This is a genomic window from Bacillus sp. SKDU12 (genome assembly GCF_010093085.1).
Classification (GTDB): Bacteria; Bacillota; Bacilli; order Bacillales; family Bacillaceae; genus Bacillus; species Bacillus mexicanus.
The window spans coordinates 138,528-164,585 of sequence record NZ_MSRC01000016.1; the positions used below are offsets into that span (position 1 = coordinate 138,528).

Genomic DNA, 26,058 nt, shown 5'->3' on the forward strand with positions numbered 1-26,058 from the left:
ATCGTTCAGCTGAAAATACCTTCATAAATAAGCTGGCAGCCGATTAAAATCAATACGATCCGCATGATCATTACGATCCTTTTCGTCTGCATTTTTCTATTGATGGCGGCGCCAAGCTTTCCGCCAAACCAAGCGCCGGGCACAAGTGCGAGGGCGTACAGCCAATTGACATGCCCGGAAATGATATGTGAAACAGAGCCTGTCATAGAGGACAGGAAAATAATAAACATCGACGTTGCCACGGCAACCTTCGGCGGAAACAGGAATAAAAGCATCATCGCCGGGACCATCAGCGAACCGCCGCCTATTCCGAAAAGCCCGCCTAAAAAGCCGACAACAAAGGCAATCGCAATGCCAATAGGAGCCTGATATGAGTACGTATAAGGCTCACCGGCATCATCTTGGAAGGTCCGAATAATGCCTTTGTGGGCTTTGTTGATCGGCCGGGCTTTCGCTTTCAGCATTAAAGATAATGAAATAAGAATCATAAAGATGCCAAACCAAACGGAAAACGAGTTTGAATTGAACAGCTTTGACACGTAAGCTCCGATAATGCTGCCGGGGCCTGAACCGATAAAGAAAATGAGCCCGCTTTTATAATCAACGGTTTTATATTTCATATAAGCTAAAGTTGAAGACAGACCCGTAAAAATAATGACCAAAAGCGAAGTTCCGATCGCGACCTGCGGCGTCACATCCTGAAACAGCGGCGTCACTGTGCTTAAAAACATCAGAGACGGCACGATGATAATGCCGCCGCCAAGTCCAATCAGGCTCCCTACCGTACCTGCAATAAATCCCAGTACGACCAAAATCACAAACGACATCAATCAAAACCTCTTTTCTAAAATAAATCGAGCTGTCTCGGTGCAAGTCCGCTGTACTCGATATTAAGCAGTTCAAGCATCTGCTTACCGTTATCCGCGGCGTCACCGCCGGAATTGTTATTGAACAGGACAAAAACATCCTTACATTGCTGCTGCAATTCATTCAGATGTTTTTTCCAATCTATCAGCTCTTGCTGATTATAGCGGTATAAGTACCTGACTTCCCGCCAGTTTTTCCCGCCATCAGGCTTCATCCAGCCCTGTTTGTTGCGTCCGTGAAGCCTGACGAGCGTTTTGTTTTCATCGGTGGCATGCAGCACAGTCGGAACGCTGCCTTCTCCGATTTGCGGTTCATCACAGACGCTGTGAATCCAGCCTTCCGCTTTCATAAATGAAAGTGTCTGCTCATAAAATGACGGCGAGAACCACGAGCGATTTCTGAATTCAAGCGCACATGGAATATCTCCCATTTGGCGCTTGCACCATCTCAAGTAGGCGACATTCTCCTTCTTGCAGTCAAACCACGGCGGGAATTGGAACAGCACCATGGCAAGCTTATTGCTATGTAAATATGGCGTTAACGATACCTTAAATGCGGCAAACATCTCCTCTTTCGAATCAAAAGGAATGTCACCGCGCTGATGACCCGTCATGCCCTGATATGCTTTCACGATAAATTGGAAGGATTCGGGCGTTTCTTTGACCCATTTTTCATTATTGCGCGCAGGCTGAATCGCGTAAAAGCTTGCGTCTAATTCAACGATCGGAAAATGGGAGGAATAGGCCTGCAATTTTTTCTGGCTGGCCGTTTTCGGCGGATAGATGCTGTCATGATCCCCCCACCCCGTCAGTCCGATATAAATCACAATCATTCACCTCTCTCCCAGTTTATCACACGTGTTTTCAGGTTTCCTCGGAAATGCTGTTTATATGGCAGGAAAATGCTGAACAAAGATGCTGGTATTGTTCGTCATTCGTATCTCTTGAAGAAGGGGGTATGCTGATATTCTATCGGCGCGTATAACTGTTCACTCGTGAAATTACAAATCACGCCGTTGATGCTGTTCTAAAAATGCCGGTTTTCACCTGATTTTATTTTAAAAATAATGTCTTCGAATTGTTCCTGAATCACCAGTGCCGTCACACCGCATAGGTGATTCAGGATAGATTTGGCGTGTTCCATTGTCTCCGTCTCCTTATAAAAAAGATACCACGTTGATCACTTTTAAAAAAACAAAGATGCGGAAATCAAAAAAACCCGACAGTTTAACCGCCGGGTTTACGAAGGAACGACAAGCGCTCCGTCCATGCCTTTTTCTGCTTCCTCTCCTTCACTGTACACACATCGCCCTTTACTGTATGTGGCCGAAATGCGGCAAGGAAATGAATGACCTTCATATAGGCTTAGCTTATGCTTTGCAAACATCGATTCTCTTGTGACAGTGTACGGCTCCATGCTGACGAGCACAAAATCCGCATCACAACCCGCTTCAAGCCGCCCTTTATTTTGAAGCCCGAATCGCCGCGCAGGCGCTGCCGCTGTCCATTCAGCAACGGTTTCAAATGGAATCTGATGTCCAAGTGCCAGTTCCAGCATTCCTAATAAAGTGAACTGTCCGCCATTGATTCCGCCCCATGATAAAAACAGATTATCCTCCCGTTTTAAAAATGGATGACAAGGTGAATGATCTGAGGAAATCATGTCAATGTGCCCCGCCATGAGCGCCTCGATCAGCGCTTCCTGACTTTGCGGCGAACGAAGCGGAGGCGCGCATTTTGCGACAGAGCCCTTTTCACGTAAGTCATTATGGCTGAACAAGACATAATGCGGGCATGTTTCAACCGACACATCAAGACCTTCCTGCTTCGCCTCTCTGATCAGCCGGACCGCTTTCGCCGTACTGATATGAACGAAATGAACCGGACAGCCTGTCACCTTCGCGTACTGGATGGTGCGATACACCGCTTCAGCTTCTGCTTCCTCCGGGCGGGAGGCGGCGTACGCATTCGCATCCACCTTTCCTTTATTGGCCAAAACCATCTGTAAATAGCTTGTGATTGCGTCGCTCTCTGCATGAAGAGCGAGAATTTTTTCCGCAGTCGCGATTTCTGCCATGCCTTTCAGCAAGGTCCTTTCATCAACAGAGCGGAATTCGTCTGTGCCTGATTTTGATAAGAATGCTTTAAATCCGATGACGCCCGCTTCAGCCATCGGACGGATATCCTCAATGTGGCCGGGCACAAGGCCGCCCCAAAGCGCAAAATCCACGGCTGATTTTTGCCTGCCGAGTTCAGCTTTTGTAAGTAGATGCTCTGCCGTCACTGTTGATGGAATGCAATTGAGCGGCATATCGAAATAGGTGGTACAGCCGCCTGCCGCCATCATGCGCGAACCTGTTTCAATTCCCTCCCAGTCCTCTCTTCCCGGTTCATTGAAATGAACATGGCAGTCTATCACACCAGGGAACACAAATTTCCCATCTGCCTCGATCGTTGCTGCTCCGCTTGCTTCAATAGCAGTATCAATCTCGGCAATAACCCCGTTGCAAACTGCAATATCCGCTTCTTTCACGCCATCTGGCATCACTGCCTTCGCACCTTTTATCACCATATCGTAAGCCATATTGATCCCCCCATGTCAGGTTGCCGATTTTCTATGTCAGTTTATGTAACACATTCCGTTCTATTTTCAACAGTTTACTGCTACTATGATCGTATTACATCAGCAAAACCGCTAGAATTCCTATTGAAAATTATTCATCTTAACCAATGTTTTTTTAGAAAGGGAGAGTGCGCTATGAATATTTTTGATGTGATGAAAATACCGGCTTATGAAAACGCCACTTTAATCGCGGGAAAAGCAGGAGGAGAAAGAGAGGTTCAGCATGTCAATATGATGGACGCTCCAGATATCGCGGACTTTTTGCATAAAAATGAATTGCTCGTTACTACCGCGTATCACCTGAAGGATCATCCGCACCAATTATCTGAACTGATTCGACAAATGGCAAAACGCGGCTGCGCGGGTCTCGGCATTAAAACAAAGCGCTACTTGGAGGATATTCCAAAAGAAATCATCGAACTGGCTGATTCATACGCGTTTCCAATCATTGAGCTGCCAGAACAAATCCGCCTCGGCGATATTGTGAATGCAACACTCAGCCACATTCTCGATATGCGTTCTAACGAGCTGCAGCAAGCCATTTACGCGCACAAAAAATTCACAAATCACATTATGAGCGGCAAGGGACTGCAATCCCTTCTCAAAAAGGTATCAGACCTCCTTCAGCTCCCCGTGCTGCTTCTTGACCAGCATGCCAAAATGCTGTCTGCGTCCGATCATATTTCAATTGAGACGGAGAAGCTGAAAGGCACCCTGAATACCGTACACGGACCGTTTTTCACTTGTTTCTCTACGATCTCGGACCGACAAACGTATTCTGTTCTTCCTATTTATAATCACGAAAAAAACTGCGGCTATCTGCTGATACCCGACATGATGCAGGCCGGCGACAAAGGATTGATCCTCACCATTGAGCAAGCTGCCAACGTCATTTCCTTTGAACTTCTAAAGGAAAATGCGCTGAAGCAATTCAGCCGGCGGGCGCGCAATGAGTTTTTCAGCAATTTTATCGAGCGCTCATTTTCCTCAGACGATGAAATCAAAAACCGGGCAAAGGAATTTAAGCTGCGCTGGGATCAAAAGTACATGTGTATTGCGGGAAAACTCGACCGGAATCATGAATCAATCAGCTTTACAGAAAACCAGCTCGCCTCTGACAGTGTATTCGAATGTCTTGAAGGCGAATTATCAGCCTTCCCGTTTCCGCCTCACCTCTTTATTAAAGGAAATGTCGGCATTATTCTGATCGAAGCAACAGACAGCTGGAGTGAAATGCACGCCTCGGTGATCAACTTTTTAAAGCAGTTTCAAACACAGATCAATGCGCAATTGAAACGGACTGTGTCCTTCGGCATCAGCAATATATGCCAAAAGCTCATTGACGTTCCCGACGCGTTCACCGAAGCCTCAGACGCTCTGCAATCAGGACATTTGTCAAGAAGCACAGAGTTTATTCAGGTGTATCACGCCAAAGATGTGCCTGAGCTTCTCCGCCTGCTCCCAGTTGAGGATTTGAAGAAATTTTACAACTCCACGCTTCAAAGCCTTGCTGAAAAACAGCAGGAGGATCAAAGCCTGCTTCACACGTTATCCGTCTATTTAGAAACACACTGCCAAATTTCCGAGACAGCAAAGCGTCTTTACGTTCATCGCAATACGGTGATTTACCGCCTTGAAAAATGCGAGGAGCTGCTGGGCAAAAGCTTAAAAGATCCTGAGATGACGATGCGTTTGCGGCTTGCCTTACGAATGCAGCGGCTGATCAGTTAACACTTGTCACATTCTCTTACAAACCAAATTGTTTTTCGTCACTTTCAGCAACAGCACCTGTCTTTTTCGGCTACTGTATCCAATGACACCCGACAGTCAGCACGTTATCATGTTACTAAAGTTCACATGAAAAAGGAGGGACTATCGTGGAACAAAGATCGTTTGCAGTGTTTACACTTGGCCTTCAGCATGTCCTGGCTATGTATGCAGGCGCAATTTTAGTGCCCCTGCTTGTCGGCAGGGCGCTGAACTTAACAGCTGAACAGTTGTCCTACCTGTTGGCGATTGACCTGTTAACGTGCGGTGCAGCCACGCTTTTGCAAACCTTGCGCGGCGCATATGTCGGCATCGGGCTGCCCGTCATGCTCGGCAGTTCATTTGTGGCCGTCACTCCAATGATTGCAATCGGCACGAACTATGGCGTTCACGCGATTTACGGTTCAATCATCACGACAGGGTTATTTATCTTTTTGTTCGCGCATTTTTTCGGTAAGCTAACTTTGTTGTTCCCTCCTGTCGTGACAGGTACCGTTGTCACCTTAATCGGCCTTTCACTTGTTCCGACAGGTGTAAAAAATATGGCTGGCGGCGAAAAAATAAACGGCAGCCCCAACCCCGAATACGGTTCGCTCGAAAACCTTCTTCTCTCTGTCGGCGTCCTTGTCCTAATCTTAGTCCTCAACCGCTTTCTCAAAGGATTCGCTCGAACGCTGTCCGTTCTAATTGGAATCGCCGCCGGGACAGCGGCAGCAGCCATCATGGGCAAAGTCAGCTTTTCTGCTGCCGCTGCAGCCCCGCTCTTCCAAATCCCGAAGCCGTTTTACTTCGGAGTCCCTTCATTTGAAATCGGCCCGATCTTAACGATGCTGATCGTCGGAATCGTCATTATCGTGGAATCAACCGGCGTTTTCTACGCAATCGGAAAGATATGCGGCAGGCCTTTAAGCGAAAAAGACCTCGTCAAAGGCTATCGGGCGGAGGGGATTGCTATTTTAATCGGCGGGCTGTTCAACGCCTTTCCCTATAACACCTTTGCACAAAACGCCGGCTTATTGCAGCTGACGAAAGTGAAAACGAGAAATGTCATCGTTATCGCAGGCTGTATCCTTGTCTGTCTCGGACTGATTCCGAAGATTGCCACCCTTGCTTCCGCCGTTCCTGTCGCAGTGCTTGGCGGAGCGACTGTAGTCATGTTCGGCATGGTGATTGCGTCTGGCGTCAAAATGCTTAGCACAGCGGACCTCACAAATCAATATCACCTTCTGACGATCGCCTGCTCAATCGCACTCGGTATTGGCGCCAGCACAGTGCCCGCCATTTTCACTGATTTCCCCGCTCCAATTCGGATTCTGGTCAGTGACGGCACGATCACCGGCAGCCTGACCGTCATCTTTTTGAATCTATTTTTCAGCTTACGCGGCAAAAAAGAAACAACAGCGCCGAAAACAGAATTTCCGGTATTAGACCATACACTCGCATTAAAAAAAGAGGTGTGAAAAAGATGAAGGAACAGCACAATGCCTTTCAGCTGATGATGCTCGGACTTCAGCATATGCTTGCTATGTATGCCGGAGCGATTCTCGTTCCGCTGATCGTCGGCGCGGCGATCGGTCTGAATGCCGGTCAGCTGACATATGTAATCGCTATTGATTTGTTCATGTGCGGAGCCGCAACCCTTTTACAGCTTTGGAAAAACCGCTATTTCGGCATTGGTCTCCCAGTTGTGCTCGGATGTACGTTTACCGCAGTCGGTCCGATGATTTCCATCGGCAGTACATACGGTGTCTCAGCGATATACGGCGCCATTATCGCCTCAGGGCTGATGATCATCTTAGCCGCGGGCTTCTTCGGGAAGCTTGTCCGTTTTTTTCCGCCTGTCGTGACCGGTTCAGTCGTCATGATCATCGGTATCAGCCTGATTCCGACGGCAATGAACAATTTGGCCGGCGGTGAAGGAAGCAAAGACTTCGGCACACTGGAAAACGTACTCCTCGGGTTCGGCGTCACAGCTTTTATCTTATTGCTGGTTTATTTCTTTAAAGGTTTTATCCGTTCTATCGCGATTTTGCTCGGCCTTATCGCAGGAACAGCGGCTGCATTCTTCATGGGGAAAGTCGATTTTTCTGACGTCACGGAGGCGTCCTGGCTTCATGTTCCGTCCCTGTTTTATTTCGGGCTGCCGACCTTTGAACTGCCGGCAGTTATGATGATGCTTCTCGTGGTTATTGTCAGCCTTGTTGAATCGACAGGCGTTTACTTTGCTCTGGCCGATATCACAAACCGCAGGCTGTCGGAAAAGGATCTGGAAAAGGGCTATCGGGCAGAAGGCCTAGCGATTTTACTTGGCGGCTTATTTAACGCATTCCCATATACCGCCTTCTCGCAAAATGTCGGTATTATTCAGCTTTCAAAAATAAAAAGTGTCAACGTCATCGCGATCACTGGAATCATGCTGATGGCAGTCGGACTCGTTCCAAAAGCCGCAGCATTGACAACAGTGATTCCACCCCCGGTTCTCGGCGGCGCAATGATTGTCATGTTCGGCATGGTCATTTCTTACGGGATCAAAATGCTTTCCAGTGTTGATTTCGATTCACAGGGAAACCTGCTGATCATCGCCTCTTCCGTCAGCTTAGGGCTCGGCGTCACCACAGTTCCCGCATTGTTTTCATCTCTTCCGGGTGCAGCCTCGGTCCTGGCAGGAAGCGGAATTGTGATCGGCAGTTTGACGGCAATTGTACTGAACGCTTTTTTTCAAACGAAGCAGCCGAATGGCACTGAAATCAAAACGTAAAGGAAGATGCCTATGCTCACGCTGGACGACCTGAACCAAATGGACACAACAACACTGACAGACACGCTCGGATCAATTTTCGAACACTCTTCATGGATTGCGGAGAAAGCCGCGGCATTACGGCCATTTTCTTCCCTTTCTGACCTTCACCACAAAATGGCGGGTATTGTGAAAGCAGCAGACCGCCAGACACAGCTTGATTTACTCAACAAACACCCCAGACTCGGCACAAGGAAAACAATGAGCAACGCATCAGTAATAGAGCAGCAAAACGCGGGGCTCAGCAAACTTGAACAAGAGGAATACGAGGAATTTCTCAAGCTGAATGAACACTACGATGATCGCTTCGGCTTTCCTTTTATTTTAGCGGTAAAGGGAAAGACGAAACAGGACATTCACCGAGCCTTGATGGCAAGGCTTGAGAACGAACGTGAAACAGAATTCCAACAGGCTCTACAAGAAATATACCGCATCGCCCGCTTTCGACTGGCGGCTATCATCACTGAAAAAGGGGAGAGGAAAATGAAAAGAACCATGTCTTACGGCAAAGGAAATGTATTTGCATACCGAACATTTTTAAAGCCGCTCACAGGAGTAAAGCAAATCCCAGAGTCGTCTTTTTCTGGGAGAGACAATACTGTTGTCGGTGTTGATGTGACTTGCGAAATTGGCGGAGATGCCTTCCTGCCATCCTTTATAGACGGAGATAACACTCTCGTTGTGGCCACAGACTCAATGAAAAACTTTATTCAGCGCCATCTCGCTTCCTATGAAGGGACGACAATTGAGGGATTTTTACATGATGTCGCTCACCGATTTTTAAATACGTACTCACATATGGACACGATTACTCTGACTGGCGAAGAGATTCCATTTGAAGCAATGCCTGCATACGAGGCAGAAGAGCTCCGCACAAGCCACCTCGTCTTCAGAAGATCGCGCAATGAACGGGCTCGGTCTGTGCTGAAAGCTGTACGAACAGAAGAAACCATAACGATTACAGAGCAGTACAGCGAAATCATGGACCTTCAGCTCGTCAAGGTGAGCGGCAACTCCTTCGTCGGCTTTATCCGGGACGAATACACGACTCTCCCGGAAGACGGCAACCGCCCGCTGTTTGTCCATTTACACATCGGCTGGCATTATGAAAACACCCATAACGCATACGCTACAGATCCCGCCCGCTATGTTGCCGCTGAACAAGTCCGCGACTTGGCGAGCACCGTTTTTCACGAGCTTGAAACCCCTTCAATCCAAAACTTAATCTATCATATCGGCTGCAGAATTTTAACGAGATTCCCGCAGCTCACTGATGTAAGCTTCAAATCTCAAAATCATACATGGGACACAGTCGTTGAAGAAATACCGGGATCAAAAGGAAAAGTCTACACCGAACCGCGCCCGCCATTCGGTTTCCAGCGCTTTACCGTGACAAGAGAAGACGCAGAGAAAGAAAAACAGAAAACCGACGCATTAGAGAGCCTGAAAGCCTGATGGGAAAGCTCACAACCCATATCTTGGATTTAACCTACGGCAAACCCGCGGCAAACGTAAAAATTGAAGTGAAGCGGCTCGACGGCGGAAACCTTATAAAAGAAGCATTCACCAATCATGACGGCCGAGTCGATGCGCCGCTTCTCGCAGGGGAAGAGCTGGCGCCCGGAGAATATATCATGGAATTTCATGCAGGAGAGTATTTTGCAAGCCAAAACATGAACGCAGCCGCTCAGCCGTTTTTAACCATCGTCACCGTCCGCTTTCAGCTCGCAGATCCAGATGCGAATTGCCATATCCCGCTTCTGCTGTCGCCGTTTGGTTATCAGGTGTATAGGGGGAGTTAAGAAGGAAGCCCGCCGGTGAGGCGGGCTTTCAGATGTTTAGGCGGCTGGTAATATTGCGCAAATAAAAAACTGTATAGAACAGCAAATTAAATCGCGGAAATTCCGTAAAATAGGGATCAGCAGTTAGAACTTAAAGAAAGGGTGGTCTGTAATATAACAAACCTAACATAATAACTGCCTCTATTATAGAAAGCGAGAATAGAAATGTTTGATTTATTGACGATTTCACTAGCTTCTGACCAATATAATTGAGTAGGTAAAAGATGACGAATAAAGTAATGACTGCAAAAACAATACTTAACAACTTCATTCCTCCTTTTAAAATAGAGCTGCTAAACCGCATCCCAAAACCCATTATATGTAATATCAAGCGTTTAACACGTGAAGAGGAGTTGAGCAATATGTGTTGATTAAATGACTCGGGTTATTTCTGCAGCAATGGAGAGCAATTCGGACATGTTTATGACAATTAAACAACAGTTAGATGTGCAGGGTTTAAAGAGAGGATACAACCTTAGCGCTTGATTCAATTGTTAATGAATATTCAAATACATAAAATAAACCCTCCGAAGAGGGTTTATTTTATGTTTGATTCCGGTCAGTAAGTTGATGATATGCTGCACTTTGTTCTACAGTAAAAGTAGTAGCGAGACCTAAACTCAAAGTAACTGCAGTAAGAATAATGAATACGTCCTTTTTAAAATTCATACAGGCATTCTCCCCTCTGAATTTGTTTTTGCGTTTCAAGCATTTTTTGATGATAAACATATGATGTTTCAAATTCCTTTGATTTTGCAAAAACTTCAGCTGTATCAATTGCGATATCTTCCACATACGCATAATTCTTATTTCTTTCTAAGTAATCAATCGTTTTTTTGATTCCCACTTGATCTACTGCATTAATATAAAGTGCTTCCAAATACTTTTGCAAGGACACAAAAAGTTTATCACCTTGGGATATTGCAGCGGATAAACCCTTTTTACTCATTTTTATTGCTTCACTTGTTTTCCCCTGCTTAAAAAGAAATTTAGCGTATGTAAACAGTGAATGTGGTAAATTGCTCAACTTAGCACTTTCTGATACCTTGGAAGCCTCATTTAAGAAATAATCAGCTTTATCATTTATTCCTAAATCTGCGTAATTTTTTCCGAGATTGTAGTAAGCGGAGCTAAGTAGCCTTTCATTACGATTTAATTGTTTGGACAATTCTAAGGCTTTTTCAAGGTGCGGCAAGCTTTTCTCAAAATGTTTAAAATCAACGTAATTTCCAGATATAACAAAATGACACTGGATTTTTCGCACTTTATAAAGATCATATTGATTATAAATGTCCATCGCCTGTTTAACATGGTGCATTGAAATATGATTTTGCTTCATAATATAGTAGGCTTCAGCCAGCTTAAAATGAAATTCCGCCTTCTCAATATCATCATTTACATGAGTAAGGTGTTTTTCTGCTTCTCGATAAAAATCAATTGCTTTGACATATTCCCTCTTATCAAACTCATACATTCCACGAAAAAACAGAGAGTAGTAAGACAACAAGCCAGTTATCCCCTTATTTGATGCCTCTATTTTTTCTAGCAGTTCATCAATAGTTGGCCTGATACGTGTGGTAACTGGTTCCAAGTAATCCAACATAAGCTGATGACGGAATTTCATTAAGGAGAAATAAATCAGCAAATATTCATCCTCTTCCATCTGATTGATCTCTTGCTCTACCTCAGCCTTTAAAATCTCTGCATCCGGGACACTAAATTGACGAATCATCTTATACCATTCATTGATTTTCACGCCAACTTCCGACGATGGTAAAACCGGATTCACAAGACCCCTCCTTATATACTCTTTTATGTAATATTCTAACATTTTAAAAATATGCATGCCCGCAAAAAAACCGCAAAGTTTTCAAGCAAATTCTTTATAACAACGTCATAATCTATATTTTTTAAAAAAGACACTTGAAATCCACACCTGCTTATCGATTACACTAGAGGAAAGCTTAAAAAGAAAGGATGATGGGCTTGAGCTTATATTTAGCAATAGCACTTGTCATATCAGTATTGTTAAATGTGATTTTATGTATTCAGCTAGGAAAGTTCAGAACGAGCCGCACTTCCAAATGGAAAGAAGGCATGGGAATAAACACTCCATTCGCTGCGTTAGTCTGGGCTTTCCTTGCTATAGCCATTTTTTTGAGTCTTATCGGTTTATTGGCTGGTGTTGGTGATTGATAAGAAGAAATGATTGCAAGACAGTGTTTAATCATGGAGTCGAGAAAGTAAACGTAAACGCAAACCCCTTGATCATAAAAATCAATTTTTCACACAAATGAAGTCCGACTTTAAAAAGCGGACTTCACTTTCCTCTGTTCAACTCTTTTCTGATCCTGCAAGCCGAACGCATAATCCCGCCGTATCCTGTACATCGGCATAAATTCCCTGCCAGCCCTTCTTCTATGCCTTCATCTGTGGGATGCGGGTTTTCCTTGAACAACGCTTTAAGCGCAATGATCATTCCCGGCGTACAGTAGCCGCATTGAAAGCCTCCTTCTTCCAAAAAAGCGGTTTGGCACATATCCAGCTCTTCTTTTTGAAGCCCCTCGATGGTTGTGATAGAGCGGCCATCTGCTTGATAGGCCATCGTCATACACGCATTGGCCAGCCTTCCGTCGATTAGGATGGAGCATGCTCCGCAGCGGCCGATTCCGCACGACACCTTTGTCCCGGTCAGCTGAAATTCCTTTCTAAGCAGGTCACTCAGACGTGCCGTGGCAACGGCTGAAACCTTCCGCTCCTGCCCATTCACAGTCATTCGGAACTGTTCCTTTTTTATAGGAAATGATGTAGCTTCTTTTACGTCCATTGCTTCAGCCCCTTTCTGTCTATCGCTTCCAGCAGCTCCTCTTTTGAAATCGGCAGCTTATTTATCCAGCAGCCGACCGCATGATGTACAGCTTTTACAATGGCAGGAGTGATGGCGATCGTTCCGATTTCACCAACACCGCGCGGTCCGTAGGAATCACCTTCCAGCAGCTCTTCTATTGCGGTTAGCTTCATGTCGGGAACATCCTTCACACCGGGAATGATATACTGATCGAGATTTTCCGCGACATAACGGCCATCCGTCATTTTCGCTTCCTCCATCAGCGTATAGCCGAGCGCCATGGCGGCGCCGCCTTCAATTTGACCCTGATAGCCCTGCGGACTGACAACCGGCCCTGCCGCAATGGCGTGCTCACAATCTATCACTTTGACTTCACCCGTTAATAGATCAACCGCCACCTCAACGGCGGCCGCTCCAAATGAGTAGAGAAAATGTCCGCCGTCCACAGGATCAGGCGTTGTCGGAAAATCGAATGCGGTTTCTTCTGTCAAAGGGCCAATTTCAGCCAGCTCTCTATACGTCACCACGATTTCCTTCGAGTTTTGATCACGCAAGCCTGCGGCGCCGAGAGTAAGGTTTTCTGCTGAACAGACGCCCCATTCTGCCGCCCGTTTTTTTAACTGAGATAAAAATGGCTTCTTCAAACGCTGAATCGCATGCCAGACCATACTTGTGCCGCGGGATGCTGTAGATGAGCCTGACTTCGGTACTTTTGCGGTGTCACCAATCACAATAGATACATCCTCTGCGGCACAGCCCAGCTCCGCGGTGACAATTTGTTCAATCGCCGCTAAAATTCCCTGTCCACACTCTTCAAATCCGAACGAGGCTGTGATTTTGCCGTCACCTGAAAGGGACAAACGGCCTCCTGCCGCATCCATTCGGCCATACCCCAGCCCGCCGCCGTGCATCGTAATGGCCGCTCCCGTTCCTCTTCGGATAAATCCCGAGTTGCGACAGTTTCGGGTGAGAATAGGAGATGCAGAAATAGCTTTCAACACCTTCGCCGCTCCGTCAGTCGGTGCAATCCGATGCTCTAACGGCCCTAAGTCATGCGATTTTCTCAAATTTTTTCTTCTCAGCTCCAGCGGGTCGATGCCGAGCCTATCACTGAGACGATCGAGATGGGTTTCGAGGGCAAATGTAATTTGATTGCCGCCAAAGCCCCGGAATTCTCCTGCCACTCCATTGTTCGTAAACACAGATATTCCTTCCGTGCGGATATTTGGAATGCGGTACGGTCCCGCGGCATGCTCGACGGAAAAATCAAGAACGGCTGATCCAAGTGTGGCGTAGGCGCCTGTATCAGCCACGATTTTCACATCATGAGCCAAAAGCTTTCCTGCTTGATCTGCACCCGTTTTGATTGTCACTTTCATCGGATGGCGCTTGATGCCAGAACGTACAGATTCCTTTCTCGTCTGATGGATTTTAACAGGGCGCCCGCTTTTCAGGGCCAAAAGCGCGGCATACGGCTGGATATTCAGTTCATCCTTTCCGCCGAACGAGCCGCCCATCGGACTCGACACTACTCTGATCTTTTCCTCAGGAATGCCCAAAATACGAGAAAGCTGGAAACGGTCTTTATAGCCGTGCTGTGTTCCTGCATACATCGTCAATCCCCCGTCATCTTCCAGAACGGCTGACCCTCCTTCTGTTTCCATATACGAATGCATCTGCCGCGGCAGTTCATAGATTTCTTCAAGAACTGTATTAGATGTTTGAAATCCTACCTCCACATCGCCGTTTGAAAAAAACGCGCGGTGTAGGATATTCCCGTCCTCATGCAGCTTGGGTGCGTCCGGCCGAAGCGCTTTTTCCGGTGAATCAATAACCTCCAGCTCTTTATACTCCACATGTATCAGCTCCAGCGCCGCTTCCGCGATTTCCTCCGTTTCCGCAGCAACTGCGGCGACAGCATCCCCGACATATCGCACCCTCTCCTCGCATAAAACCGGCTGATCAGGGGTGACGATTCCAAATCGGTTTAAACCAGGAACGTCTTGATAAGTGACAACGGCCCGCACACCTTCCATTTCTTCCGCTTTCATGGTGCAAATTGATACGAGCTCCGCATGAGGATACGCGCTTCTTAATACTTTGCCATACAACATTCTGGGAAAGCTGAGATCGGTCATATATTTCAGTTCCCCTGTGACCTTTCCCCTGCCATCAGGTCTCACTCTTGACGGTTTGCTGACGATCATTTATTCTCCTCCTCAGCCATCAGCTCTGCCATGATGACATTGGCAGCAGCCTTTTTTCTGTATGAAGCTGACATAAAAGCATCTGCGGAAAACGGCAGCTCACGGATAAGCGTTTCGTACAGGGCCAGCGGATTCCACCCTGACGCCATCCACTTCGCTTCGCATTCTGTTAATCTTTCTGGTGTGATATCAGCATGGCCAGCGGCGAGACGAATACCGCCGTCTTTCAAAAAACGTCCAGCTGCCACAGCAACAGCTCCTGTAAATGTCTGGCGTCTCCCAAGCTTGCGGTAAAACACACGCTCTCCCTCCGCACGCGGAATGATGACACGCGTAACAAGAGCGGTGTCAACGTCTTTATCTTTGAGCCAATCGTCAAGCGGCAGCCTGATCAGCTCCTTTTGATATATAATAAGCTCCGCATCAAGGACAAGCAGGAGAGGAAGCAAATCACCGATTTTACTCGCTACGTTGCCGCCAATCGTCGCCTTGCTGCGGATTCCGGGTGCGGCGACACTTAAAGCAGCGTCGCTGACACAGCTGAGGGCACTCTTGATCAGAGGATGTTTTCTGCATTCATTCAGCGTTGTGAGCGCCCCGATCGACACATGGGTGTCACTGATACTCATCCCTCTCATCTCGTCAATGCCTTCCAGACTGATGAGATGCTGTTTCGGAAGAATCCCCTTATCCCACTGAAGCTGAAGCAATGTGCCGCCCGATACGGCACACACATCCGGTGCGTGCTGCTCTAAAAGCGAATAGGCCTCATCAAGCGCTTCAGGTCTCCATAATTGAATATCCATCCTTGTTTTTGTTACTTGTCCGTTCAATCCATCGCCCTCCTTGCCACGTCGTATTCCTCCGGTGTATCAATATCTTCCAGCTCCATGCTTGTCTTGGCCTCCAAAACGGCTCCTGTTCCAAGCTTCCCGCTTTTCAGGAGCCGGCGAGCTCCCTCATCTCCCCTTAATTTCTTTACATAAGGAAAACAAGCCGAAGAGAAATAGATCGGAGGGGCAGGAGCGCCTAAAGATGATGAAGACAAGGCAAATGACTTTGGAGCCATTGCCACAAGAGCATTGAGGTGATCAACAGAAAGCAGCGGCTGGTCGGCTAATAAAATAACAACGCCTGCCGCTCCCATTTTTTCTGCTTGTCTTACCCCGCTGCCGACTGCATGCCCTTGGCCTTTTTCAGCTTCTTGACAAACGTGCAGGCTCCAGCGTTTTCGAAAAGGCGGTGTATGATAGAGCTCTCCCATCCATTCAAAGGAAGCGTGTTCTGTTCGCTCGACGATCAGCACGTGATCAAGGTCGGACAAAAGAGCCGTTTTCAAGGAAAGCGAGCCGATGGTTTCTCCTTTTAGCGGCAAAGCAAGCTTGTTTTGGCCCATTCTTTTGCTTTTGCCGGCAGCGAGAAACACACCGATTATATAGGGGGTTCTCATACAACCGCCTGCCGTTTTCTTGTTTGGATGAGTTCCGCGACAACACTGATGGCAATTTCCTCGGGGCCTTCCGCACCGATTTTCAGCCCGACCGGACTGTAGAAATGAGCCGGAGGCCGTTTTCCGTTCAGCAACCGCTGCGTGCGGTTTGCTGAACCCAACAGTCCGATATACTGAAGAGGCTGAGAAAATAAGAAGTCTATGATCATTTGATCGTGCTGAAAATGGTGGGTGGCCACAACAGCTGCATCCTGTGGGTAAAACTGAAATTCACTGAGCATTTGTTCCGGAAAAGCGGTAATCAGCCGATCCGCTTTTGGGAATAGAGAGGATGTGCAATAAGCGGGACGCCAATCTGTCACGATCACAGAAAATCCTGTATCAGCCGCCAAATTGACAAGAGGCACAATATCTGGTCCCGCCCCAAACAAAATGAGACGCGGCTTCGGTTCAATCCGCTGAATAAACAGGCGGGCTGCTGGATCAAAATGCGGTAAATGAAGCGTTGAAGCAGTACGTTGAATGTCTTGCAGAGGCGCGTCCGTCCAGTTCCCGAAATGCCTGTTTTCTGTCAGAAATAAAGAACGGGAAGAGTCAATTTGCGTCACAGCTGTTACAGCTTTACCTGAATGAAGGCAATCTCTCACTCTTTCATAATTCCGTCTTTTTTCCGGAGTGATGCGCTCCGCATGAATATGAATCACACCATTGCAGCCGGCTCCCATACCCCAGGAAAGATCGTCCTCCGCCCGCATGTCATAGGGAATCAGGGCTGACGTCAGCTGATCACCTAACTCGTTCATTCTTTGAAATAAATCTTCTTCCATACACCCGCCGCTCAGCAAGCCGACCCGTTCGCCATTTTTCTTAAAGAGCATTGAAGCGCCTGCTTTCCGATATGCAGAGCCTTCAACTTGAACGATTGTCGCCAGCACAGCCTCATCCTGATCCTCCAGGAGCGCATCTAACATTGTGTGCACAGTTGCCAACACTGCACCCTCCTCTCAAAAATTGTTATAAGGAACAACTCGTTCAGCGTGATGTTATAGGTAACTTGTATAAAGAATAGATGATGGGAGGAAAAATAACTCATGCTTTGTCAGAAAATACAACAGATCGAGAGAGGATTTGTAAAAAGAGTAAAACGAAGAAATTCAGATTGGAGAAAAAGCGAAATCGTATCGCTAAAAAAGCTTGCGGCGTTCCCGCAAGCTTTCTTTATTCTTTACACCGCCGCCTGACGGCCGGCGTTTTCATACACATCAAGCGCTGCTTGGAGCGCTTTACCCGCTTCAATCTTTGCGCCATGTCTGAGCAGTACAGCCTCTAATCCGGCAAGCACAAACAGCACATTTTCTTTTCGGCAGCTGTAGCCCATCGTGCCGATTCTCCAAATCTTCCCGGACAGCGGTCCGAATGAGCTGGCGATTTCAATACCGAATTGCGCCAATAGCATATGGCGGACAGACTCGCCGTCAATATCGCAGGGGATTTCTACGCAGGTCACAACAGGCATTTTGCAGCTGTCATCTCCAAACAGCTTTAGCCCCATCGCCTTCACCCCTGCAACTAATGCGGTTTCATGGTGACAATGCCGCTCAAATCGGGCTTCAAGACCTTCTTCAAGCACCAGCCTGACACCCTCACGCAAGGCATACAGCATCGTCGTTGCTTCAGTATGATGATTGAGCCGCCGTTCACTCCAATAATCCTCAAGCTGGCTCAAATCAAAATAATTGCTTGTGATCGGCCGGTTTTCAGAAAGCGCTGACCTGTCAGCATGTGTCGCAATTCCCCGCTCCACCTTTTTGCGCGCCGCAATCACATCTGCCACCCGCTCATTATATGTGATCGGCGCCATTCCAGATGGAACAGACAAGCATTTTTGCGTGCCGCCGATGGCCGCGTCAATCTTCCAATCATCAACGCTGACCTCGCAGCCCCCAATCGTCGCAACTGCATCGACAATAAACAATGCATCCTCGGCGTGGCAGGCTTCGCCAATTGCTTTCAGCGGGTGAATCCGTCCTGTCGATGTTTCCCCATGCACCATTGCAACAATTTTCGGCTTCACTTTTTTGATTTCCCGTATGATATCATCCGGGTCAAAAACCGCACCCCATTCACACTCAAGCGTATGAACATTCGCCCCGTACCGCTCGGCGATTTCAGTCAACAAAAAACCGAAGCGCCCATAAATCGGAACGAGCACATGATCTCCCGGTTCAATCACACTCGCAAGCACCGCCTCAATACCCGCCCGTGAGGTGCCGTCAATCGGATAGGCCCATCGATTTTTTGTTTGAAACAGCTCCCGAAGCATTTCCATTGTTTCATTCATGATATCAGTAAACGCCGGATCAAATTGGCCGACGACCGGGGTGCCCATCACTCTTAATACACGCGGATCAACCTCAACAGGCCCCGGCGTCATAATCGTTCTTAACGGGGTGCATAATTCCTTTCTGCCTGACACAGCCATTCCTCCTTTATCAGTAAGCCAGTTTGTATAATAAATCAGTCAATGCGTGGACGCCGATCTCAAGCTGTCTGCCTGAGGTGTATTCCTTCGGTGAGTGGCTGATGCCGCCGCGGCTTGGCACAAACAGCATACAAGCTGGATATCGTCTTCCGATCATTTGCGCGTCATGTCCTGCTCCGCTCACCATTTCTTCACAGCTGATGCCGTTTTCTGCCGCTGTTTCAAGAGCAGCAGCCTTCAGTCCTTTGTCCATTGGTACAGGCTCTATCCGCATATATTCATCAATGACGGCACGAATCCCTTTTTGGCGGCAAAGGCCGTTGATCAAAGCAGCCATGTCTTCATGAAATTGCTCCAGCACATGCTGATGCTGATGGCGAATATCGATCGAAAACTGCACTCGGCCCGGTATGACATTGGCTATATTAGGATCTGCCATTATTTTCCCGCATGTCAGACGAAGCTCTTCCGGCTGCTCTCCCGCACGAAGTAGCAGTTCATGAATGATATGGCTGCTGGCTGCGAGCGGGTCCTTGCGCCATTTCATGGAGGTGGTTCCCGCATGATTGCATTCCCCCTCCAGCGTGACGAGATATCGCCTCTGCCCCGCAATACTTGTCACAATGCCGAGATCCCTGCCCGACATTTCCAACGTTTGTCCCTGTTCAATATGAAGCTCAACAAAAGCGCTGATATCTTTCCTGTACGCTGATTGAAATACACCTTTGCCAAAACCGTTCTCATACATCGCAGTTTGCAGAGAGACGCCTGCTTCATCTCTCGGTTCGACAGCATCCTGTAATGAAAAAACACCCGTCATATTTCCTGACCCCCAATAGGTCTTTGGAAAACGGCTGCCCTCCTCCTCACATAAGGACACGGCTTCGAGTGTTTTTTTCGGAGCTCCGTACGTTTCTTTGAGCTGCTTGATTGCAAGTATTGCCGCCAGCACACCATAAGCGCCGTCATATTTGCCCCCATTAATGACAGTATCGATATGTGAACCGGTTAAAATGACTTCCTCCGGATACTGTGTGCCTGAAAGCCTACCAAACACATTGCCGACATCATCGAATCTTGTCTCAAGTCCGAATGCCGACATTTCCGTCTTCACAGCGAGCTGCGCGTCCATCCATTCATTTGAATACAAAAGCCTCGTCACGCCGCCATCAGCAGTTGCGCCGTATTGGGCGAGCCATTCAATATAGTCTGTGATGCTGTTTTTGACGGAAAGCCTCTGCTTTTCCATGCACTCCCCCCTATGCCCATTATGGTGACTTCATTATAGAAGGAGCCCACCGATAGTTCATTGGCAAATGAACCAAAAAAACGTTTATTTTTTAGTTATAGTATCTATCAAAAGCATAGCGGCGTGGAGGAATCCAAGTTACACAAATGAATGAGGGAATTGCGTTACCATGTATTCGGACACATACATCAATGGATATCCGCCTCCTCCAAAAGGACTAATTTATAATTTTAATGAAAAATATACAAAATGACACTTCTATCCTTTATTTCAATTTTAGATAATAGACATGATCTGATAAAAGGAGGGCAAGTGATGACAAACCTCATAAGGTTTTTGCCGCTCGTCTGTGTATTACTGTTTTCCGGATGGTTTGCGCCCGCCGCTTTAGCAAGCCCGCAAACCTTATGGAGCTTACATGACCGATTAGCAGCGTCTTCCTCTTCAGGTGCCATGGGGCTTCTCTCCTTAGCCGCTCCCGCTGCACCTCACGCAGACACAGGTACCTATTATGAAGGAACTGAAGGAAAAACAGGAAAAGCGCTTAAAAACACCTTGCACAGCATTATCAGCGGACACACGATGCTGTCCTACAGCGAAGTATGGAACGCACTGAAAGAAACCGATGAAGATCCGGCAAACCCCAATAATGTCATCCTGCTCTATACGAATGAATCGCGGTCGAAAAACCTGAACGGCGGCAATGTCGGCAATTGGAACCGCGAGCACGTCTGGGCGAAATCACACGGTAATTTTGGTACAAGCAAAGGGCCCGGCACAGACATTCACCATCTGCGTCCGGCTGATGTCCAAGTCAACAGCACCAGAGGAAATATGGATTTTGACAACGGCGGTACGGAATATGCGAAAGCGCCTGGAAATTATTATGATGAAGATTCATGGGAGCCTCGTGATGATGTGAAAGGCGATGTCGCCCGTATGCTGTTTTACATGGCTGTCCGTTACGAAGGCGATGACGGCTTCCCAGATCTTGAGCTTAATGATAAAACAGGCAACGGCTCAGCCCCTTATCACGGAAAACAATCAGTCCTTCTCAAATGGAATAGACAGGACCCGGTTGACGACCGCGAGCGAAAAAGAAATGAAATCATTTATGAAAAATATCAGCATAACCGCAATCCATTTATCGACCATCCAGAATGGGCGGCCGAGATTTGGCCGTAAGAAAAAGGTGCTCCTGTTCAGGAGCACCTTTCCTAATACACAGCCTCTTCTGTCTCCGAATCGAAAAAAACGACGTGATCCATTTTGACTGCCAGCTGGACCGAATCGCCTGCGGCGATTCGCGTGTTTCCATCCAGACGGACCGTAAGCCGCTCACCACCAGCCGTAACGTGTACGATCTGCTCTGATCCCAGATTTTCATTCACTTCTACCCTCGCTTTACACACTGAATCAAACAGCTGATCATGTCCGATCATTTGTGTGATATGTTCCGGGCGGATGCCGGCAACCATCTGTTCTCCGACATATCCCTTTTCCTTAATCCGCTTCGCTTTTTCTTCTGGAATATGAAGACGGATTGAAGGATTTGTGAAAAATAGCTCGCCATGCTGCTCTTCAATCACACCTTTCAGAACGTTCATTCCCGGAGAACCGATAAAGCCTGCCACAAACAAATTCGCCGGATAATGATAAATGTCATGAGGCTTCGCCACCTGCTGAATTTCTCCTTCATTCATCACGACAATCCGATCACCCATTGTCATCGCTTCAGTCTGGTCATGCGTGACATAAATAATGGTTGCCTCTAAACGCTGGTGCAGCTTGCTGATTTCTGTGCGCATCGTCACTCTCAATTTTGCGTCCAGATTGGACAGCGGCTCGTCCATTAAAAAGACCTTCGGCTCCCTCACAATCGATCTGCCAAGCGCCACCCTTTGCCGCTGCCCGCCGGAGAGCGCCTTTGGTTTTCTCTTCAGCAAATGTTCAATCTCTAAAATTCGAGCCGCCGCATGAACCCGCTCGGCTATTTCCTGTTTCGCCATCTTTTTGAGCTTTAATCCGAACGCCATATTATCAAAAACTGTCATATGCGGATAAAGCGCATAATTTTGGAATACCATCGCGATATCACGTTCTTTCGGCGGCAGATCATTGACCCGCTCCCCATCAATGAGAAGGTTTCCTTCAGAAATGCTTTCCAGTCCCGCCACCATCCGCAGCGTCGTCGATTTTCCGCAACCTGACGGCCCCACCAGCACCAAAAGCTCTTTATCCTTCACATCTAAATCAAAGTCCTTCACCGTTAATTGTGTGTGATATGATTTTTTGACATGTTCGAATGTTAATGCAGCCATCAGACATTCCCCCTATCTTTTCATCTGTTATTTCGTCACTGGAAACAACTTGGTCTTTCTGTTATTTTTAGAGTAATCGATTCCCATTTTGTCTGGATATCTAAAATAAAATGTAAATTTGTATTATAACGTCATAATACATTATAATATGGTTAATAGGTTAAAAGGAGGCTACCCTTTGTTAAACAACGGAAGTTCTACACCTCTATACATCCAGCTAAAACAAATTATCACTGATGACATCAAAAAGGGCGTGTATTCCCCAACCGCCAAGCTGCCTACCGAAAACGAGCTTTGCAGCAAGTATAATGTCAGCCGCATTACCGTCAGAAAAGCCATTCTCGATTTAGTCGAAGAAGGTTATCTAATCAGGCAGCAGGGAAAGGGAACGTTCGTTAAAAGCCCTAAATTAAAACGAGAGCTGATTGCAGTAAACGGCTATTCGGAATTTATGGAATCAACCGGCAAAAAACCAAAGCATCATGTACTGTCCCACGAGATCATTCCGGCGGCAAAACCCATTGCCGAAAAGCTTCAAATCAATCCCGAGAGCCCTGTCGTTGAATTAAAACGGATTTTATATAATGATGACCAGCCGCTCACCTTTGAAGTGACGCATTATCCGTTGGATTTGTTTCCTGCCATTGATACCTTTATTGCCGATGGGGTATCCATGCATGATATTTTGAGACAGCAATACGAAGTTGCTCCCATCCACAATACAAAGCTATTAAACGTTGTATATGCCCAGCAGGAGGAAAGCAAATACCTGGATTGCGATATCGGGGATGCGCTGTTTGAAATTGATAAAACGGCTTTTACATCAGAGGACCAGCCCATCTACTGTTCACTGTTTTTGATGCACACAAACCGTGTCACCTTTACGATCAACAGCCCCTACACGTAACAGGCATAAAAAACGAGACACTGCTTATAGTATTCTCGTTTTTTCACTTCCTCCGTCCTCCAAACGATAAGGATGACCATAGCCGAAAGCCCCATACACACCGCATGTGTTCGCAGCCGTTTCTGCCGCTTGGCGCAAAGCGTGCGTGATATCCTGCGCCTCGCAAAAAGCCGTCAAAAAACCTGCTATAAATGAATCTCCCGCTCCAAGTGTATCTATTATATCAGCTTCCACAATCGGCTGATGATAGACTCGGCCACCTGCAGACAGAATTGCTCCCTCGCCCCCGCGAGTCAGACAAACGAATTTCGCTCCATACCCATGAGCTTTTTCAGCAAGCTCGCCGCACTCTGACTCACTCAAATCGCTCCCTGAAAAAAACGCATATGTCACATAAGGACAGACCTTCCTCAAATAATCATCCTCCCGATTGGTTGAAAAATCAAAGGAGACCGGGACCCGCCCGCACAGCTGCGGAAGATCGTTCTCAAGTCTGCTGTAGACACTGGTATGCAGCAGATCATGTCCGCTGATAAAGGCTAGATCTTTTTCCTGAAACACGAGACGAAGCCGGGACTGAATGCCGCCTTTATTTGATCTGACAAAAATCCGATCACCCTGTTCATCAAGGGTGACAATCGCCATTCCGTTTTCTCCGTGCGCCTGACGGACATAGTCCGCATTGACTTTCTCCAACTTCAGCACGTTCAAAAGATGTGCCGCCGCTTCGTCATTGCCGACGATTCCGATATAGGATGTCTCATGTCCGAGCCGTTTGGCAAGCACTGCGACGTTTAAGGCATTTCCTCCCGGGTAGAACGTTTCTTGATCCTGATAGTAATCGACAACATTATCTCCAACCGCAATCAATCTCATTTTACTTCCCCCTTTACCCTTTTACGCTTCCGCTCGCAATCCCGCGGACAAAATATTTCTGCATCAATAAAAATAGAATAATAATCGGTGCGGCTGAAATCGTTAATCCCGCCAGCAGGACGCCCCAATCTGTCTGTAATGCATCTCTGAACTGCATCAGCCCGGCTGGAATGGTCCGCAAGTTCTCATCATCGATAAAAATAATCGCAAACATAAATTCATTCCATGTATGATAAGCCGTCAAAATGCCGGAGGTTACCAAAATCGGCACACTCATTGGTAAGAAAATTCTGAAAAATAATCCGAAGCTCGTACACCCATCTAAATAAGCCGCCTCCTCCAATTCTTTGGAGATTGAAAGAAAATAAGAGCGGATCAAAATGATGGTGAATGGGATCCGGTAAGCCGCATACGGCAGGATCAACGCCCAATACGTATTGTAAAGGCCCAGCGACTGAATAATAGAATAAAGCGGTACAAGGCTGACCTGCGGTGTCAGCATCAAACCGCCAAGACAAAGCACCAGAAAGAATCCTTTTCCTTTAAACTCAAACCGGGAAAGGCCGTATGCCGCCCACGCACTGATAAAGACAGTAATCACACACGTCAGCACCGTCACAATGACACTGTTCATAAAATAAGAAGAAATCCCCTGATTCCAGGCGGACACAAAGTTTTCCGGATGCCACGAAGACGGCAGCGACCAGCTGTGCTCAAAAATATCGTCCGAGTTTTTAAAGGCGCTCATCACCATCCATAAAAGCGGATAGGCGATCGCAATTAGATAAAGAAACAGAAAAACCCACACAGACGTTTCTCCGATGTACCATTTTCGTCTAGGTTTTCTTTTCATTTCAATGTGCTGGTCAGGCACAGGCTCCAATCTGAACGAATCTGTCTTCTTTTCAGGCAGCATCTGTTACTCCTCCTTTCCGGTTTTAAAGAATTTCATTTGCATGAGCGACAATGCGAGCGTAACGATTAACACAACGGTGGCAATTGCTGAGGCATAGCCCATCATATCCTTTGTAAAGGCGCTTTTATATAAAAACGTGCTTAAGACCTCTGAAGCATTTCCCGGTCCGCCGCCGGTCAATATGTACGGTTCATTAAATACCGTAAAGGCGCCGGTCAGCGTCATGACCACTGCAACAAAAGACATCTCTTTCGTCTGGGGAAGGGTAATATGAAAAAACTGCTGAATTTTCCCCGCACCGTCAAGCCGAGCCGCTTCATACAGCTCATCCGGTATTTTCTGGATCGACACAATGTACAGCATCGCAATATAACCGACAGATTGCCATTGAGACACAAAAATAACAGAAAGCATAGCCGTGCTGTCCTCCCCAAGCCAAGCCCTCGTCAGCTGATCAAGCCCTACCGCCTGAAGCAGCTGATTCAAAAGCCCCGTCTCAGGGTTGTAAATAAAATCAAACAACAGCGCGATCACCGTCATGGAAATGACAACCGGCAAAAAGAAAACGGTGCGAAAAAATGGCGACCATTTTCTGACCAGCTTATCCTCAAGCACCGCCGCCAAAATCAAGCCGCCAAATACTTGGCATACAATCGAGATCACTGCGTAAAGCACATTATTGGTAAGCGCCTGATAGAAGACAGGATCATGAAATAATTCAATATAGTTTTTCAAGCCGATAAACGTTTTTTCAGGAGAAAAAGAGCTCCACTGAAACAAGCTGAGGAAGACATTCTCAAAAATCGGGATATAAACGAAAAGTAAAAAAACGAGAGCAGGCACCAAAAACAAATAGGGAATGATTTTATTCTGATTGACCAAGGAAATCTCATCTCCTTTATAAAAAG

22 protein-coding genes and 1 pseudogene are annotated in these 26,058 nt (G+C 47.0%); 7 read left to right on the forward strand and 16 right to left on the reverse strand.

Features of this window, described 5'->3' with window-relative positions; all coding sequences use genetic code 11:
* Nucleotides 1-5 precede the first annotated feature (5 nt).
* The 4 genes and pseudogenes from BTW01_RS13400 to BTW01_RS13415 all read right to left on the reverse strand — a co-directional run bounded on the left by BTW01_RS13400 (nt 6) and on the right by BTW01_RS13415 (nt 3,450).
* A complete protein-coding gene (locus BTW01_RS13400) occupies nt 6-827 on the reverse strand; it encodes a sulfite exporter TauE/SafE family protein (protein WP_162103453.1) in 822 nt (273 codons plus the stop codon).
* A gap of 17 nt (nt 828-844) precedes the next feature.
* Nucleotides 845-1,693: a DUF72 domain-containing protein gene (locus BTW01_RS13405; protein ID WP_162103606.1), complete on the reverse strand. Its 849-nt coding sequence runs from the start codon at nt 1,691-1,693 to the stop codon at nt 845-847.
* A 37-nt stretch (nt 1,694-1,730) separates the two neighbouring features.
* A pseudogene (locus tag BTW01_RS18755) lies at nt 1,731-2,010 on the reverse strand (YunG family protein).
* A gap of 96 nt (nt 2,011-2,106) precedes the next feature.
* Nucleotides 2,107-3,450, reverse strand: coding sequence for an allantoinase (locus tag BTW01_RS13415; protein ID WP_162103454.1), 1,344 nt, complete (start codon nt 3,448-3,450; stop codon nt 2,107-2,109).
* 174 nt (nt 3,451-3,624) lie between these two features.
* On the opposite strand from BTW01_RS13415, the gene pucR reads away from it, so the two are divergent.
* The 5 genes from pucR (at nt 3,625) to uraH (ending at nt 9,855) form a co-directional block, all read left to right on the forward strand.
* Nucleotides 3,625-5,220, forward strand: coding sequence for a purine catabolism transcriptional regulator PucR (gene pucR / locus BTW01_RS13420; RefSeq protein WP_162103455.1), 1,596 nt, complete (start codon nt 3,625-3,627; stop codon nt 5,218-5,220).
* 146 nt (nt 5,221-5,366) lie between these two features.
* Complete coding sequence (locus BTW01_RS13425) at nt 5,367-6,716, forward strand: nucleobase:cation symporter-2 family protein (protein ID WP_162103456.1); 1,350 nt, start codon at nt 5,367-5,369, stop codon at nt 6,714-6,716.
* Between the two features lie 5 nt (nt 6,717-6,721).
* The gene (locus tag BTW01_RS13430) at nt 6,722-8,014 is read left to right on the forward strand and encodes a nucleobase:cation symporter-2 family protein (RefSeq protein WP_162103457.1); all 1,293 of its coding nucleotides are present in this window, start codon (nt 6,722-6,724) and stop codon (nt 8,012-8,014) included.
* 12 nt (nt 8,015-8,026) lie between these two features.
* The gene (pucL, locus tag BTW01_RS13435; RefSeq protein WP_162103458.1) at nt 8,027-9,508 is read left to right on the forward strand and encodes a factor-independent urate hydroxylase; all 1,482 of its coding nucleotides are present in this window, start codon (nt 8,027-8,029) and stop codon (nt 9,506-9,508) included.
* Entirely contained in the window at nt 9,508-9,855 is a 348-nt protein-coding gene (gene uraH / locus BTW01_RS13440) for a hydroxyisourate hydrolase (protein WP_162103459.1), read from the forward strand. The genes pucL and uraH overlap by 1 nt, the downstream gene beginning before the upstream one ends.
* A 697-nt stretch (nt 9,856-10,552) precedes the next feature.
* On the opposite strand, the gene BTW01_RS13445 is transcribed toward uraH, so the two are convergent.
* From BTW01_RS13445 to allC, 8 genes are all read right to left on the reverse strand, one after another.
* Nucleotides 10,553-11,683 carry an aspartate phosphatase gene (locus tag BTW01_RS13445; protein WP_162103460.1) on the reverse strand — a complete coding sequence of 377 codons (1,131 nt, stop codon included), beginning with the start codon at nt 11,681-11,683 and terminating at the stop codon, nt 10,553-10,555.
* A 531-nt stretch (nt 11,684-12,214) separates the two neighbouring features.
* Nucleotides 12,215-12,721, reverse strand: a complete 507-nt coding sequence (pucE, locus tag BTW01_RS13450) for a xanthine dehydrogenase subunit E (protein WP_162103461.1) — start codon at nt 12,719-12,721, stop codon at nt 12,215-12,217.
* Nucleotides 12,712-14,949, reverse strand: a complete 2,238-nt coding sequence (gene pucD / locus BTW01_RS13455; protein WP_162103462.1) for a xanthine dehydrogenase subunit D — start codon at nt 14,947-14,949, stop codon at nt 12,712-12,714. Before pucD ends, pucE begins: the two co-directional genes overlap by 10 nt.
* Entirely contained in the window at nt 14,946-15,782 is an 837-nt protein-coding gene (gene pucC, locus BTW01_RS13460) for a xanthine dehydrogenase subunit C (RefSeq protein ID WP_162103463.1), read from the reverse strand. Before pucC ends, pucD begins: the two co-directional genes overlap by 4 nt.
* Nucleotides 15,779-16,399 carry a xanthine dehydrogenase accessory protein PucB gene (pucB, locus tag BTW01_RS13465; RefSeq protein WP_162103464.1) on the reverse strand — a complete coding sequence of 207 codons (621 nt, stop codon included), beginning with the start codon at nt 16,397-16,399 and terminating at the stop codon, nt 15,779-15,781. Before pucB ends, pucC begins: the two co-directional genes overlap by 4 nt.
* Nucleotides 16,396-17,388: an XdhC family protein gene (locus BTW01_RS13470; protein ID WP_162103465.1), complete on the reverse strand. Its 993-nt coding sequence runs from the start codon at nt 17,386-17,388 to the stop codon at nt 16,396-16,398. Before BTW01_RS13470 ends, pucB begins: the two co-directional genes overlap by 4 nt.
* 236 nt (nt 17,389-17,624) lie before the next feature.
* Nucleotides 17,625-18,875, reverse strand: coding sequence for a pyridoxal-phosphate-dependent aminotransferase family protein (locus tag BTW01_RS13475; RefSeq protein WP_162103466.1), 1,251 nt, complete (start codon nt 18,873-18,875; stop codon nt 17,625-17,627).
* A 16-nt stretch (nt 18,876-18,891) separates the two neighbouring features.
* A complete protein-coding gene (allC, locus tag BTW01_RS13480) occupies nt 18,892-20,130 on the reverse strand; it encodes an allantoate deiminase (RefSeq protein ID WP_162103467.1) in 1,239 nt (412 codons plus the stop codon).
* 315 nt (nt 20,131-20,445) lie between these two features.
* Here allC and BTW01_RS13485 point away from each other — a divergent pair, with 315 nt between their 5' ends.
* Nucleotides 20,446-21,315, forward strand: coding sequence for an endonuclease I family protein (locus BTW01_RS13485; RefSeq protein WP_162103468.1), 870 nt, complete (start codon nt 20,446-20,448; stop codon nt 21,313-21,315).
* A gap of 32 nt (nt 21,316-21,347) precedes the next feature.
* Here BTW01_RS13485 and BTW01_RS13490 read toward each other — a convergent pair whose 3' ends face one another.
* A complete protein-coding gene (locus tag BTW01_RS13490) occupies nt 21,348-22,451 on the reverse strand; it encodes an ABC transporter ATP-binding protein (RefSeq protein ID WP_162103469.1) in 1,104 nt (367 codons plus the stop codon).
* Nucleotides 22,452-22,629: 178 nt separating this feature from the next.
* On the opposite strand from BTW01_RS13490, the gene frlR reads away from it, so the two are divergent.
* Nucleotides 22,630-23,358, forward strand: coding sequence for a transcriptional regulator FrlR (gene frlR, locus BTW01_RS13495; protein ID WP_162103470.1), 729 nt, complete (start codon nt 22,630-22,632; stop codon nt 23,356-23,358).
* 24 nt (nt 23,359-23,382) lie between these two features.
* On the opposite strand, the gene BTW01_RS13500 is transcribed toward frlR, so the two are convergent.
* From BTW01_RS13500 to BTW01_RS13510, 3 genes are read right to left on the reverse strand one after another with little or no spacing between them, the layout of a single operon-like run.
* Entirely contained in the window at nt 23,383-24,234 is an 852-nt protein-coding gene (locus tag BTW01_RS13500) for a fructoselysine 6-kinase (RefSeq protein WP_162103471.1), read from the reverse strand.
* 13 nt (nt 24,235-24,247) lie between these two features.
* On the reverse strand, nt 24,248-25,150 hold the full coding sequence (locus tag BTW01_RS13505; RefSeq protein WP_162103472.1) for a carbohydrate ABC transporter permease: 903 nt from the start codon (nt 25,148-25,150) through the stop codon (nt 24,248-24,250).
* A 3-nt stretch (nt 25,151-25,153) separates the two neighbouring features.
* Nucleotides 25,154-26,032 carry a carbohydrate ABC transporter permease gene (locus BTW01_RS13510; protein WP_162103473.1) on the reverse strand — a complete coding sequence of 293 codons (879 nt, stop codon included), beginning with the start codon at nt 26,030-26,032 and terminating at the stop codon, nt 25,154-25,156.
* Nucleotides 26,033-26,058 lie beyond the last annotated feature (26 nt).